Origin of the sequence: Ensifer canadensis, assembly GCF_017488845.2 — a bacterium.
GTDB lineage: Bacteria > Pseudomonadota > Alphaproteobacteria > Rhizobiales > Rhizobiaceae > Ensifer > Ensifer canadensis.
In genome coordinates, this window is record NZ_CP083371.1 from 186,914 (window position 1) to 199,978 (window position 13,065).

Sequence of the window (13,065 nt, forward strand, 5' to 3'; positions counted from 1 at the left end):
ACGGCCAGCGCCCAGCGTTGACCGTTGACGCTGCACTCAGCCACATGTACCGATTGACACACTGTTTACCGATCGGTACAGTGAAAAGGATCTGGAGATCATGACCATGACTGAACAACGCCCACCACTGCCCCCTTTCACCCGCGAATCGGCAGCGGCCAAAGTCCGAGCTGCAGAGGACGGATGGAACAGTTGCGATCCGCACCGCGTGTCCCTCGCCTACAGCGTCGACAGCTATTGGCGTAACCGCGCGGAATTTGTCCAAGGACGCGAACGTATCGTCGAGTTCCTGGCGAGGAAGTGGACAAAAGAACTCGAATACCGGCTGATCAAGGAGCTGTGGGCTCATGACGGCGACCGCATCGGGGTGCGCTTCGCCTACGAGTACCGCGACGACTCCGGGAACTGGTACCGGGCATACGGCAACGAAAACTGGGAGTTCGACGAAAACGGGCTGATGCACCACCGTTATGCCTGCATCAATGATCTGCCGATCGAAGAATCTGAACGCAAATTCTTCTGGGATCGGTCTGGGCCCAGGCCAGCGGACCACCCGGGACTTTCCGAATTGGGACTGTAGCACATGCCAAAGATCGTCGCCGAGCGCTCGGACGTAATCCCATCCCTCGCCGAGATCTTTCGGGAGTATGGCTTCGACGGTGCAAGCCTATCGACCATCACCGAAAAGACCGGCCTCGGAAAGGGAAGCCTTTATCACTTCTTTCCCGGCGGGAAGGAAGAGATGGCCGCAGCCGTGCTCGGCGAGATCGACGAATGGTTCGCGACGCAGGTCTTCGAGCCGCTAAGGAGCGCGGACGATCCGCGTTCCGCAATCACCAGCATGTGTAGCTCGGTTGCCGGCTACTTTCGCTCCGGCCGCCGTGTATGCCTCATTGGCGCGTTTGCACTGGACAACGTCCGGAACCGCTTCAGCGATCGGGTCAGGGATTACTTTGCCGAGTGGCGTGGTGCGCTCGCCTCTGCTCTTGAGAGGGCCGGATGCCCTGAACGTGACGCCCTTGCGCTTGCCGAGGAGACAGTAGTTGCCGTCCAGGGGGCCTTGGTGCTCGCCAGGGCGCTCGACGAACCGGAAGTCTTCGAACGAACCCTAGAGCGAATCCAGTCCCGGCTTATTGCGGCGACCGGTGGAGACGAGCAAAGATGAGGGATCGCAAAACAAACTCCGTCGTGCTCGCACCATGGCGGCTCAAGCGCGCCGTAGAGTTCATCGAAATGAACCTAGCGACCCCGCTTCAACTCGTAGACATCGCGCGCGCCGCGGGCCTCAGCCCCATGCATTTCGCTGCCGGCTTCCGGTTCGCGACAGGCCGGAGCCCGCATGCCTATCTGCGCGACCGTCGAATAGAGCGCGCGAAAACGAAATTGTTGAGCGACGACCTGAGCATCGACGAAATTGCGATTGATGTCGGCTTTCGTTCACAGACCCATTTTATCACAGTGTTCCGACGTCAAACGGGGCATCCACCCGCACGCTGGCGGCGTTGCAGCGCTTGCATCGGCGAGCCGTCCGAAGTTGTATGGCGGATGTCTCAGTAAGGGGCACACATACGAACTGCGCTCCGGTTATCGCTGCTCCAGTCTCGACATCAGCTCTCGCGCTGCGACAAGATCTGCTGTGACGGCTCATTCCATGAACCTCGAGCAGACGTCAGCGAGCGCTTTGCTCCATCAAATGCCGGGACTAAACATCTCGCTTCCTTGCAGAGCTTCCAGGCTCTGCTCGACCTCAACGCGCAGCGCGCTAACGAACGATAGGTGCTCGCATGATGAGCCAGAAACGAATCTTCGGCCTCTCCACGGTCGCAACACTCCTGCTCGGCGCGGGCGTGGCGCTCTATGCCGAGCCGGGCGTTGCGGTCTCCAATCCAACGCAGGCCGGATCGACGACGGGCCGGATCAGCGATCCGGCCCCGCAACGGTTCGAGGTTGCTCAGGCCCAGACCGGCGGCGGCTCGACGCTGCCGGGCGGTGCATCCTCGCTCAACGAGATTCGCGCTTCCCCAAAGAACAATATCGTTTCGACGACATGTGGCGTAGAACTTAGCCTACAGCGTCTCTGTTCGGCCGGCGGGACAAGGTACGAGCAGCGAAGTCGATAGCGAACCAAGGTCCTGCACGGGATAAGAAATTTTGAGAATGCTTACGCGCCTTTTCCAAAGGTTTCTCATCTTCTGTCTGGGGGCAGTTAGCGTTTGGCTGATCGTCTTTGTCGTTTTTGACACTGCGGACCACAGACTTCCCTGGATCCTGGCGGTAGGTCTTACCTATGGGCTTGCTGCCTACGTCATTTTGCCAAACGTGGTCCGAATGGGCTTAAAGATTCTCCACCGGAGACTCATCCCTAGATACACCATCACTGGCGACGGCTTGCCCGGCGATCCAGTGAATCTCGTGCTGATAGGCACTCTTCAACAACTTTGCGATGCGTTTGCAACAGCGGGCTGGTCAACAGCCGACAGTTTGGGGGTTGCAAGCTCGTGGCGAATGGTACGAGCGTTTCTGCTCAACACTCCGTATCCGACGGCTCCTTTCAGCACGCTCTATCTCTTCGGACGAAAGCAGGACATAGGTTTCCAGCAGCCCATCGACAACAGTCCGCGCAAGCGCCACCATATCCGCTTCTGGGCGCTGAGCACCGCCCATACGGGCGACGATATCACAGCAGCAAGCTTCTGGCTGAATACGGATAGGCCATCGACTGATCAGCGCGTCTTGTGGGTTGGGGCGGGCACCAGAGATACTGGATTATCGCTGACCAAACTGACGCTCCAAGTGACACACGCTACCGATTCAGATACGAATGTTGAACGAGATCACATAGTCACCCAGTTGAAGTCAAAGCGGGTGATCGGGGATGTCGTCTTGCATCAATCCGGCTCACGTCTACAGACCGGAAAGGTCAACCATTACATTACCGATGGTGAGATCGCCTTCGCCAGCTTGATGAATAATTGACAAGGAGGATCCTTACCTGCTCTACCCTCCTTGGATCCGAGGATCGATGCGCTGAGATCAGCAAAGTCCGGCAGAACTCGAAACAAGACTGCGCAGGGGTCCCATGAGAATTGTGCAACCAGCTACATTCTGGATTGCGGTTTCCGCAGTCGCCTTGGTTGCGCTAGTGCTTTTGCGCGAAATCCTGCTGCCATTTGTTGTTGGCGCATTGCTCGCCTATCTTCTCGTTCCCGCAGTCGACAGGTTAGAGCGGTTCGGGATCAATCGAAGTTTTGCAGCACTAGCCGTCATCTTGCCGCTGATCGTGGGTATTATCGCGGTCATGCTGGTTATGTTCCCGGTTATCATTGGTGAGCTGAGATTTTTTATTGATGAATTTCCCCGCTACATCACGCGTCTGCAATCCCTTATGACCGAAGCAAGCGGCCGCTGGATGCATGACATCATGGGTGAGAATCTTCACATCGAGCAATCTTCCGTCGACGTCGTGAGGGCGATGGGCAGCAAATGGCTCGACGGTTTCCTCAGTTCGCTGTGGTCGAGCGGACGAGCATTGATTTCCCTTCTTTCGCTCCTCGTTGTCACTCCAATCATCGCCATCTATCTCGCCATTGACTGGCACCGAATGATTGCGACAATTGATGGCTGGCTTGCTCCGGAGTACCGCGATGATGGTCGGGCGCTCGGGCGCGAAATCCACGATACTGTTGCCGGGTTCGTGCGCGGTCAGGTTGCCATCTGTCTCATTCTTGCCGTTCTTTATACGGCAGCGTTGAAGCTGACCGGACTCAACCATGCCATTTTGATTGGTATAGCTGCAGGCCTCATCAGTTTCGTTCCCTACCTTGGGGCAGCCACCGGTATCTTGATATCGGTATGCGTTGCGGTGGACCAGTTCTGGCCCAATTGGGCACCTGTCGCTGTTGTGGGGGGCATCTTCATTGTCGGTGAAATGCTTGCCGACTATGTTCTGTCCCCGCGCCTCATCGGCCGGCGCGTCAACCTCAATCCAGTCTGGATGATGTTTGCGCTATTCGCCTTCGGGTGGTTATTCGGCTTCATCGGTGTCTTGCTGGCGATACCTATTGCAGCTTCGCTGGGTGTGGTCCTGCGCTTCGCGAGACGGAAATCACTAGCAAGCGCAGGTCACAACGTTTTGAACAGTCCAGGTACTGAATAGTGAACTCATCACGCCGGCGACGCTTTTAGGCCAGCCTTAACAAGAGCGAGCAGCGCCACGCCCTCACCCATCAGGTCGGGTCACCATGAAATCATTCAGAGAGTCTGTCCCAAGCCGAGGACGATCCAAAAGCAGTTGCCGATTTCAGTGCAGGGATCGCAGCATATCAAGCCAAAGATCTTCCACTCGCCTTCAAAGAGTGTCGCCTGACACGCACTGCGATCTCTGGATCAGCTGCGGGGCCAACATAGGTTAGCACGATCGCGAACGCGTTCACCCACCTGCGCACGGGCCGATCCGCCCGACAACAGGCTTGCGCTGCTCACCGCCATCTTGCCGATGGCATCAATCTCGGCCTGACCCGCATGGCAGATGTTACTCCAGGCCCGACGATGCGGCAGCTTGTGCGTGGGCTCATGAACGGCACATCCGGGTCAATGCTCAAAGAAACCTGCCCCTCACGGCGATCTGGGGAAGTTAATGGTCTTGATGGCAATCTCCGGCTGCATTATTGCGCTAGTCGAAACTGTCTTCAGCCGGGCACTCAAAACATCAATCGTCGATGTGCCCCTTGAAGATAGGCAGAGCGCCAAGACCGACTTAGAGGAACTTCACTCTCGCTGGTCGCTACGCCTGTTGGACTGGTCGACGGGCGCCGTAGCATGATTGCCAGTTCTTCTGCCTTCATTCCGGTTAGTGGCCTAGCGCGCATCTAGGCGACGTCGCGGTTGCAGCGGTTTCAACGAAACATTTCGGGACGGTCTCGAAAGGCAATCGTTTCGCAGTGATTGCAATGGACCGTCGTGATTTCGGTCGCAAAGTCGCCGTCACACAGGGAGACGGTGAAAGGATGGATGATTTGGAACAGGTAAAATCGGTCACAGGAAAAGGTCGGCGCAAGGCGCTGTGGTTGAGCGCCGCGTTTGTGGCGGTGCTGGCTGCCGGGGCGACGGGTTACAAGATCACACTGGAGCGCGGCGTCGAGAAGCATATCACAGCGCGCGGGGGAACAGTCGGCTCCGTCCATGTGGATTATCTCGGCCGATTTCATCTGCGTGACGTGATGCTGCCGCTAAAGGACGGCCTTAGCGCAAAGATCGCCGGCATCGACGGTCGCCCAAAATTTCTCTTCCTGAATGCGGAGCTCGAGATCGCCAACCTGAGCGCCGAGCTTGCGGGCTACAAAATCGCTGTGCCGCGCGCGAGTGTCGAGCAGCCAAATTTCGACCGCCAGACGGTCGCCGAGATCTTCGCAAACAAGAGCAGCCTGTCATTGCCGGAGCGTATCCAGCGCTTCCAGGCCAATCGCATCTTCGTGCCGGAGGTCGCGATGACCAAAATCGTCGAGGGGAATGAAGACAGGATCGTCTACAGAAACATCGCGCTCGAGGATATCAGGGATGGCCGCGTAGCACGCTACAGCTCGTCCAATGCCAGCCTGGACATGCATGTGGCTGAGGCGACGGAAGACGGGAAGACGAAAAACGCGCGCATCAACGGCTCATTTGGGGCGATGACCGGTAAGGACCTTGACGTGGGCTATGCCGCACGTTTGTACACGCAAGCGGCCGGGCCACAGGACAAGCAGGCCAAGGCGCTTTACGGCCCCTTGTCGATCAAGGATGTCACTCAGACAATAGGCGAGGGCAGCTTCCAATATGATGAGTTGCGCAGCAATGGTCTTAGCATTCGTATGCCGGCTGAGCCGCTTTTGGACACGCTGGACATGCTGCGTTCGGTCAAAAACCCCGACGAATTGCCTGCTGCCGAACGAAACGCCTTTTACATGAAAGTTCTCTCCCTGCCCGATATGATTGGCCCGGGCGATATCCAATTGCTGGGGCTCAAGGTCAAAGTCCCGGGCAAAGACAGTGGCAAACAGATCGACCTCGATGTCGAACGCACGTCACTTCACCTGAACGGTCGCGAAGTGAACGCGAGCCTCAACGGGATCTCGATGGAAGAAGGCGATGATCATTTCCGGCTCGCTGAAGCCAGCGTCAGCGGTTTTTCCTGGCACCCGACAATGGAGGGATTGAAACAACTCCTTGTTTTGAACGAAGATCAGGCTCAAGAATTTGCCTATTCCGCATTGCTGCCCGAGTTCGGGACATTCCGGCTTGCCGGTCTGGATGTCGATCTGCCGAGCGGATCGGCCGACGTTGACGAGATCGCAGCGGTCGATGACGAGGCTGCGGCGCCGAGCGAGACGACGTCTGAGGATGAAGCAACCGCTGCACCGGCAATCGACGCGCCCGATCCCAGCGATAGCAGCCGAAACAGCGATGTCGCCGTTGAGGGCGCGGACGCCGGGCCCGAAGTCTCAGCGGCGCCGGTTGACGCGGACAAGGACAGTTCGGCCATCGACGATGGCGCGGACGCTGCGGCAGATGTGGCTGCCGCTGAAATTGCAGATGCTGCTTCCGATCAAGCGAGTGATCCTGACGCTGTGGATGGTGCCGGTGACGATGCCCTTCCTCAGACTGCGCTCAACGATGATGCAGGCGAAGTCCAAGCCTCTGAAACAATGTCGACCGACATCGCATCGCTCGTGCCGCAGCGCGTGAAATTTTCGCTGAAATCCTATGAAGCGGCGCTCAGTAAACCGTACAATGGCATCCCTACCGATATTCGTATTGTATACGAGGACTTGAGTGTCCCGATGCCAGCAGACGCCAAGGACGAGGCGTTTGAGCATTTGCGAAAGCTCGGCTACGACAAACTCACCTTGTCGGCTGGGGTTGAGGGACATTGGGACGAAGCGGGCAAAAGCTTCGTCATCAAGGATATCTCCCTTGGGGGAGAGGGGATGGGCAGTGTTTCGCTGTCTGGTGTCTTGGCCGGCGTCTCAAACGATTTGTTTTCTGCTGACACGATACGCATGCAAACCGCAGCACTCGGCGTTACTGCACGGGAATTGAAGCTCCGGATCGAGGACAAAGGGCTCTTCGACAAGGCGCTGACTTTGTATGCCCGGCAAAACGACATGACGGCGGAGCAGGCGCGCGGCATGCTGGTGCTGGTCGGATCCACCATGCTGCAGCAGTTCGTGGCCGATCAGCCGAAGCTTCAAAGTGTCGCCGGGGCAGCCTCAACTTTCCTGGGAAGAGCGGGGACATTCACCCTGTCTGTCAAATCGAAGGACGCCGCAGGCATTGGTGCGATTGAACTGATGACAGCCTCCGACGATCCGGCAGGTTTCCTGGAGCGGCTCGATATCGAGGCAAAGGCCGAATAGATCCTCGTCAACGCAGCGCCGGCAGTCGTTTGACGTCGGCGTTGCATCTTGTTGCGTATGGATCTAAACCCATGCCTATGTATCTCGTTTTCCCGGCAGCACTGCTTTCGGCGGGGCGCATCGGATTACCGCGTTGGGCTAACATGTTGTTGGCTGACATCGCGCCTGCAACGGACCGACGCTTGACCCCTCGCTCTTGCGGCTCAAGAGGCGTTGCGTCCTCAGACACTAGGAGAGATCCGGCACGCCTCCCTCTAAAGATCGCGGTTAGAGAGCTTGTCGCGAAGGGCAGACGGGTGCGGCAGGATTGAACGACTGAATTTTTTTTTGGTAGGGACTGTCGTGGCTCTTCTCGATTCCCTACTCGCTCGGCGCGAAGCGCCTTTCACGCCACCACAATCGGAACTTTGGTCGGCGACGCCTTGACCCGGTTGTAGAGGTCGATGACGTCCTGGTTGATCATGCGCACGCAACCGGAAGATGCCTGAGTGCCGATGGTCCACCATTCGGGTGAGCCGTGCACGCGATAGCCAGTGTCGTGGCCGTCCTTGTAGATATAGTGTGCGCGGGCGCCGAGCGGGTTGTCGAGGCCACCCGGCTGACCGCCCGTCCATTTCACCAGCTCCGGCTTGCGCGCGATCATCTCTTTGGGCGGCGTCCAGGTCGGCCATTCCTTGGTGTACTGGATCTCGGCGCGGCCGCTCCATTCGAAGCCGGCCTTGCCGATGCCGACGCCGTAACGGATCGCTTCGCCGCCTTCCTGCACCCAATAGAGATGCCGCTCGTTGAGCCGCACCACAATCGTGCCCGGCGCCTCGCCGGTCGGATCGATAACGATCTGACGGCGGAATTCCGGCCTGATCTTCTGGAATGGAACTGCCGGGATCACGAGGCCATTGTCGATCAGCGAGGCATACATCGTGCCGTTATCGGTGATGTTGCTGTCGACGCTGAGCGGTGGGATCGAACCGGTCGGCATGCGGTCAACGCCCCCAGGCGGCATACCACCCGACGGCTCGATTGATCCCAGCTCCGGGAATTCGAGCGTCTGCGAGCAGCCGGAGGCGCCAAGCAGTGTCAGGACACCGAGGCCCGAAAGCACGGCGCGGCGGGAGACGAAGTAGCCGGACTCCGGTTTGGTGGCGCCGGAGGACAGCGCCTGATCTTGCGGCTTACGCATGCACTCATTACCCCAAACGAACGGTCGGCATCATGCCCACCGGATGGGCCGCATTTTCACAATTCGTGGTTAAGAAAGCGTGAAACCATTGCCGGCCGTGCCCCACCGTTCGGCGCGTTCGACATGCCGCTCGTGCACCGGTGGTGACGATGTCGGCGACATTTGTCAGTGTGCCCGCATATCTCGTTCTGTTGATGTCTCCGTTGTGGTGGATCGGCGACCCGGCATTGCTTGCAGCCTCAGCGCGGGATTCCTGTTCGGTTATCTCTGCTATGCCACGGTTCATCATCTCGTGCATTATCGACCGGGACGCCAAGGATCGCTGTGTTCGCGCTCAAGCGACGCCATGCGCTCCACCACCACGTGACGCCGGAAGGCAACTTCGGCGCGACCTCCGGCCCCTGGGATCGGGTGTTTGCAACCGACATCCAGCCGCGCCGCAATCCAAGGCGCGCCCAACCCAACGGGCGTCACCTCGCAGAGAGATAGACGCGTTCGTGCCATAGATTTATCGCTCGCAAGGACGATGAAGACGCCGTCCCGCCACTGAGCGACTACATGACGCCGAAGCGTTCGAATGCCTCGACCGTGGACATGCCGGCCTCGATGGCAAGGCGAACCTTGTTTTCAGTTTCTGCCTTTTCGAACGCCAGCGCGATCGCTTCCCGTTCCGCCTCGCGCGGAATGACCAGAACGCCGTCGCGGTCGCCGAACAGCATGTCGCCGGGCCGAATGCGGATGCCGCCGATCTCGATCGGAACCGCATAGTCGACGACCTTGCCGCGCGGTCCCTGATCCTGAGCATAGGATCCGTAGCAGAAGGTCGGGAAATCGAGGGCCAGGATGCCGCTGCTGTCTCGGCAGTATCCGTCGCAGATCGCACCTGCGGCTTTCAGCTGGATCGCGCGTGTCGACATCAACTCGCCCCAGACGGCGTAGCGCGGCGAGGCGCCTGAACATACGTAGATTTCGTTGGGTTTCAGGCTGTCGAGCGCATGGAACATCAGGCCGAAGGGCTTGGAGCTGATCTCGGCGTGGCCGCCGGTTCCCGCGGTCGCAAAGAAATCCGCCTCAAGCACCGGCATGGCGCGCCCGACTGTCACCATGTCGTCGCGCAGGGCCCGGATCTTCGGCGGCAGGAACTGATGCTGTAGCCCCATCGTGTCCAGAATATCGCCGACAACGGCGGTGAAGAGCCGGCTTCGCATCGCCGTGAACAAGTCGGCATCGTCTTCAAAAATCTTCATAGTGTCACCTGTTTGTTCCTTGCGGCCTTGACCGCTGAAATGCCGTGCATCACGCCGCGGATCTCGGCGAGCCCCTTCAGTCGGCCGATGAGCGAGTAGCCGGGATTGATCCGTTCCTTGCCAATGTCGTCGGCAAGGAGATGCCCATGGTCTGGACGAACGGGGATCTGCCAGTCGTCGCGCCCCTCGGCACGCCGGCGCTCTTGCTCCTCGAGAAGGGCGAGAATGACGGCCGGAATATCGCTCGAGCCACCAAGATGGTCGGCTTCATGAAACGACCCGTCAGCTTCGCGCTGAACGTTGCGCAGATGGGCGAAATGGATGCGGGAGCCGAACTCACGCACCATGGCCGGCAGGTCGTTTTCGGCGCGGGTGCCGTAGGATCCGGTGCAGAAGGTCAGGCCATTGGCGGGACTGTCGGCGGCTGCCAGGATGCGGCGCACGTCATCCGCAGTGGATACGATCCTCGGCAAGCCGTAGAGCGGGAAGGCCGGATCATCAGGATGAATGCAGAGCTTCACCCCGACCTCCTCGGCGACCGGCACGATCTCACGCAGGAAGCGTGCGAGGTTTTCATGCAGGTCCTCGGCGCTGATGCCATCGTACTCCGCGAGCGCTCCAAGAAAGCCGGCGCGATCAAACTTACGCTCCGATGCCGGCAGGCCGGCAATCAGATTGCGTTCGATACGGTCGATCTTTGCTGGATCCATCGCGGTAAGCCGCGCCTCCGCCGTTTCGATCTGGGCGGGCGAATAGCTCTGCTCGACACGTGGCCGTTTCAGCACAAAGAGATCGTAGGCGGCGAAATCGATAGCATCGAAGCGCAGCGCATATCCGCCGGTCGGCAGCGGATGCATGAGTTCGGTGCGGGTCCAGTCGACCACCGGCATGAAATTGTAGCAGACCGTGCCAATGCCGCAGCGCGCCAGCGCGCGCATCGTGTCCTTGTACCAGCCGATGTAGCGTGCGCTGTCTGACGATGCCAGCTTGATCGAATTGTGCACCGGAATGCTCTCGACCACGCTCCAGCGCAGGCCTGCCGCCTCGATCAACGCCTTGTGCTTCAGGATCTGATCGTCGGACCAGGGCGAGCCGTCATAGACGTCATGAAGCGCTGAGACGATGCCCGTCGCCCCTGCCTGCCGGATGTGGCTGAGCGGCACCGGGTCATCCGGGCCATACCAGCGAAAGCACTCTTCCATCGGCCTCATCTCTTAAACTCCTGCGATCTCGGGATGATCTCTATTGTTGGACCAGATGACGCATTAAGGATCGGCGTGGGCGCAAATTCAAGCGAAAATACGCTTAGATTGTTGTTTTTCCGGCAAGGCGGCAAAAATTCCGATGCAGCTCTTGACTTGTCACTCAATCTGGACCAACAAATAGAACCGCACACAGGAGGAGAACGTGGCGCACAATTCGGCAAAACCGGCGCAATCGACAGGTGTCGAGCCAGCTGAGGTCGGCAAGACGTCTGCGGTCGATAGGCTCGTCGAGCAGATCAGGGATCTGATCGCCGAACGCGGCCTCGGGATTGGCGATGCGCTGCCGACCGAGCGCGATCTTGGTGAGCAGTTTCAGGCCGGACGGAATACGGTTCGCGAGGCGCTTCAGGTCCTGCGAGCCTATGGTCTGGTCGAGACGCGGCCGAAGGTCGGTGCCGTCATCAGCGGTGGTCATGGCGAGGCGATCCGCAGGCTTTTTGCCTTTCACAACGGCATATCGCCCGATTCCTTCCGCGATCTGCAGGGTTTCCGCCGCATCATCGAGACCGGCGTCGGCGACCACATCATTCTTCATGCAAGCGAAGCCGACCTCGACAGGCTGGAGGCGGCCAATGCTCGCATCCGGACGGCTGAGAGCGTCGAGGAGGCGGCCCGCTACGATTACGAATTCCACGAGGCTATCGTCGAACTCTCAGGCAACAGGACGACCCTTGCTGCCTACCGGATGATGCGCACCGTCATCGAGGAAGTCATGCGCCTCGGCAAGGCGGAGCGGCCGGTCCAGTCGGCGACCTACGAGGCCCATGCCGAAATCATCGGCGCGCTGAGGGCGCGCGACCGAATTGCCTATGCCTATCTCATGAGCCGCCATCTCGAATTCGGCCTCAAATTCGTCGGCGCGCCGACCAGTGGACAGTCCGCCGCGACCAAGACTTGAGGCTGCGGCGGCATCGTCTTCCGCATTCAGTCAGAACCGGCCCCTTTGCCCGCGGGGCCGGCAACACGATCAAGGGCCTAGGGGAGGAGACCCAGTATGATCAAAACAAAACGCCACGTCCTGACGCTCGCAACACTTCTGGTGAGTGTCAGCTTCGCGCCGAGCGCGGTTCTTGCCGACGGCAAGGCCATCGCCGGCATCGTCTTCCAGCAGGACCAGTACTTCCGCGGCATCCAGATCGGGATGGAGAAGGCGGCGGAAGCCGCCGGCGACGAACTGCTCGCCGGAAACAGCGACAGCAAGCTCGAAAAGGAAGCGCAGCTGATCGACACCTATATCGCCCGCGGCGTCAACTCGATCGTGGTCGCGCCGCTGTCGGCCGACGCTTCGGTTCCCGCGCTCAAGAAGGCACGCGATGCCGGCATCACCGTGGTCACCTACGGCACGTCTGCCAATGGTGACGTTGCCCAGGCGACGGTGACCAGTTCAGACCGCGATATCGGCATCGGCACAGGCGAGGCGGCTGCTCCGTTTCTGAAAACGCTCGGGAATGGCGAGAAGGTCAAGATCGGGACACTCGCTTTCAAGGCGCTGTTGCCTGAGCAGTCGAACGCTCGCGTCGACGGCTTCCTTCACGTGGTGTCCTCCCAGGTCGAGATCGTCGCGCAACAGGATGCCTGGCTGGCCGAGAAGGCGCTGGCCGTTGCCAGCGACATGCTGACCGCCAACCCGGATATCAAGGTGATCTATGCCGCCAACGAAGGCGGCACGATCGGCGCGGTCCAGGCGGTGAAGAAGGCCGGGCTTGAGGGCAAAGTGTTCGTTTTCGGCACCGATGGTTCCGAGCAGCTCGCCAACATGCTTCTCGACAAGGACAACGTGCTCCAGGCAACGACGGCGCAGCAGCCTCTAGAGGTCGGCAAGCAGGCGATCGAGGCAGCGCAAAAACTGCTCGAAGGCAAGACGTTCGAGACCAAGGTCAATGTTCCCGTCCTTCCCTTGACGCGCGCAAATGCCGACGGGGTCGCCGCCTACAAGGAAGGCCTGAAGGCTCTGAAGTAAGGTTGCGTGGCAGGGCCAC

The 13,065-nt window shown here is 59.4% G+C and carries 12 protein-coding genes; 9 read left to right on the forward strand and 3 right to left on the reverse strand.

What is annotated here, in order from left to right:
* Positions 1–106 precede the first annotated feature (106 nt).
* The 7 genes from J3R84_RS20530 to J3R84_RS20560 all read left to right on the forward strand — a co-directional run bounded on the left by J3R84_RS20530 (position 107) and on the right by J3R84_RS20560 (position 7,394).
* Positions 107–580 (forward strand): nuclear transport factor 2 family protein, encoded by a 474-nt coding sequence (locus J3R84_RS20530; protein ID WP_082523610.1) that lies wholly within the window; start codon positions 107–109, stop codon positions 578–580.
* A gap of 3 nt (positions 581–583) precedes the next feature.
* Complete coding sequence (locus J3R84_RS20535; protein WP_025429587.1) at positions 584–1,165, forward strand: TetR/AcrR family transcriptional regulator; 582 nt, start codon at positions 584–586, stop codon at positions 1,163–1,165.
* Positions 1,162–1,557, forward strand: coding sequence for a helix-turn-helix domain-containing protein (locus tag J3R84_RS20540; protein ID WP_107028135.1), 396 nt, complete (start codon positions 1,162–1,164; stop codon positions 1,555–1,557). Before J3R84_RS20535 ends, J3R84_RS20540 begins: the two co-directional genes overlap by 4 nt.
* A gap of 230 nt (positions 1,558–1,787) precedes the next feature.
* A complete protein-coding gene (locus J3R84_RS20545) occupies positions 1,788–2,120 on the forward strand; it encodes a hypothetical protein (protein WP_156585642.1) in 333 nt (110 codons plus the stop codon).
* A 37-nt stretch (positions 2,121–2,157) separates the two neighbouring features.
* Entirely contained in the window at positions 2,158–2,976 is an 819-nt protein-coding gene (locus J3R84_RS20550; RefSeq protein ID WP_203529890.1) for an LssY C-terminal domain-containing protein, read from the forward strand.
* Between the two features lie 103 nt (positions 2,977–3,079).
* Entirely contained in the window at positions 3,080–4,156 is a 1,077-nt protein-coding gene (locus J3R84_RS20555; RefSeq protein ID WP_057224345.1) for an AI-2E family transporter, read from the forward strand.
* 850 nt (positions 4,157–5,006) lie between these two features.
* Complete coding sequence (locus J3R84_RS20560) at positions 5,007–7,394, forward strand: aq_1923 C-terminal domain (protein WP_203529889.1); 2,388 nt, start codon at positions 5,007–5,009, stop codon at positions 7,392–7,394.
* A gap of 385 nt (positions 7,395–7,779) precedes the next feature.
* Here J3R84_RS20560 and J3R84_RS20565 read toward each other — a convergent pair whose 3' ends face one another.
* The 3 genes from J3R84_RS20565 to uxuA form a co-directional block, all read right to left on the reverse strand.
* A complete protein-coding gene (locus tag J3R84_RS20565) occupies positions 7,780–8,574 on the reverse strand; it encodes a L,D-transpeptidase (protein ID WP_203529888.1) in 795 nt (264 codons plus the stop codon).
* Positions 8,575–9,128: 554 nt separating this feature from the next.
* Positions 9,129–9,821, reverse strand: a complete 693-nt coding sequence (locus J3R84_RS20570) for an RraA family protein (protein WP_203529887.1) — start codon at positions 9,819–9,821, stop codon at positions 9,129–9,131.
* Entirely contained in the window at positions 9,818–11,023 is a 1,206-nt protein-coding gene (uxuA, locus tag J3R84_RS20575; RefSeq protein ID WP_203529893.1) for a mannonate dehydratase, read from the reverse strand. Before uxuA ends, J3R84_RS20570 begins: the two co-directional genes overlap by 4 nt.
* 205 nt (positions 11,024–11,228) lie before the next feature.
* Between uxuA and J3R84_RS20580 the strand changes: the two genes are divergently transcribed.
* Together J3R84_RS20580 and J3R84_RS20585 are read left to right on the forward strand one after the other, a co-directional pair.
* Complete coding sequence (locus J3R84_RS20580) at positions 11,229–11,984, forward strand: FadR/GntR family transcriptional regulator (protein ID WP_057207648.1); 756 nt, start codon at positions 11,229–11,231, stop codon at positions 11,982–11,984.
* Between the two features lie 96 nt (positions 11,985–12,080).
* Positions 12,081–13,046: a substrate-binding domain-containing protein gene (locus J3R84_RS20585; protein ID WP_025429553.1), complete on the forward strand. Its 966-nt coding sequence runs from the start codon at positions 12,081–12,083 to the stop codon at positions 13,044–13,046.
* Positions 13,047–13,065 lie beyond the last annotated feature (19 nt).

Excerpts from the sequence above, each read along its gene's own strand:
- J3R84_RS20545 (WP_156585642.1), top strand. The coding sequence starts at position 1,788 with ATGAGCCAGAAACGAATCTTCGGCCTCTCCACGGTCGCAACACTCCTG.
- uxuA (WP_203529893.1), bottom strand. The coding sequence starts at position 11,023 with ATGGAAGAGTGCTTTCGCTGGTATGGCCCGGATGACCCGGTGCCGCTC.
- J3R84_RS20565 (WP_203529888.1), bottom strand. The coding sequence starts at position 8,574 with ATGCGTAAGCCGCAAGATCAGGCGCTGTCCTCCGGCGCCACCAAACCG.
- J3R84_RS20585 (WP_025429553.1), top strand. The coding sequence starts at position 12,081 with ATGATCAAAACAAAACGCCACGTCCTGACGCTCGCAACACTTCTGGTG.
- J3R84_RS20535 (WP_025429587.1), top strand. The coding sequence starts at position 584 with ATGCCAAAGATCGTCGCCGAGCGCTCGGACGTAATCCCATCCCTCGCC.
- J3R84_RS20570 (WP_203529887.1), bottom strand. The coding sequence starts at position 9,821 with ATGAAGATTTTTGAAGACGATGCCGACTTGTTCACGGCGATGCGAAGC.
- J3R84_RS20530 (WP_082523610.1), top strand. The coding sequence starts at position 107 with ATGACTGAACAACGCCCACCACTGCCCCCTTTCACCCGCGAATCGGCA.
- J3R84_RS20540 (WP_107028135.1), top strand. The coding sequence starts at position 1,162 with ATGAGGGATCGCAAAACAAACTCCGTCGTGCTCGCACCATGGCGGCTC.
- J3R84_RS20555 (WP_057224345.1), top strand. The coding sequence starts at position 3,080 with ATGAGAATTGTGCAACCAGCTACATTCTGGATTGCGGTTTCCGCAGTC.
- J3R84_RS20550 (WP_203529890.1), top strand. The coding sequence starts at position 2,158 with ATGCTTACGCGCCTTTTCCAAAGGTTTCTCATCTTCTGTCTGGGGGCA.
- J3R84_RS20560 (WP_203529889.1), top strand. The coding sequence starts at position 5,007 with ATGGATGATTTGGAACAGGTAAAATCGGTCACAGGAAAAGGTCGGCGC.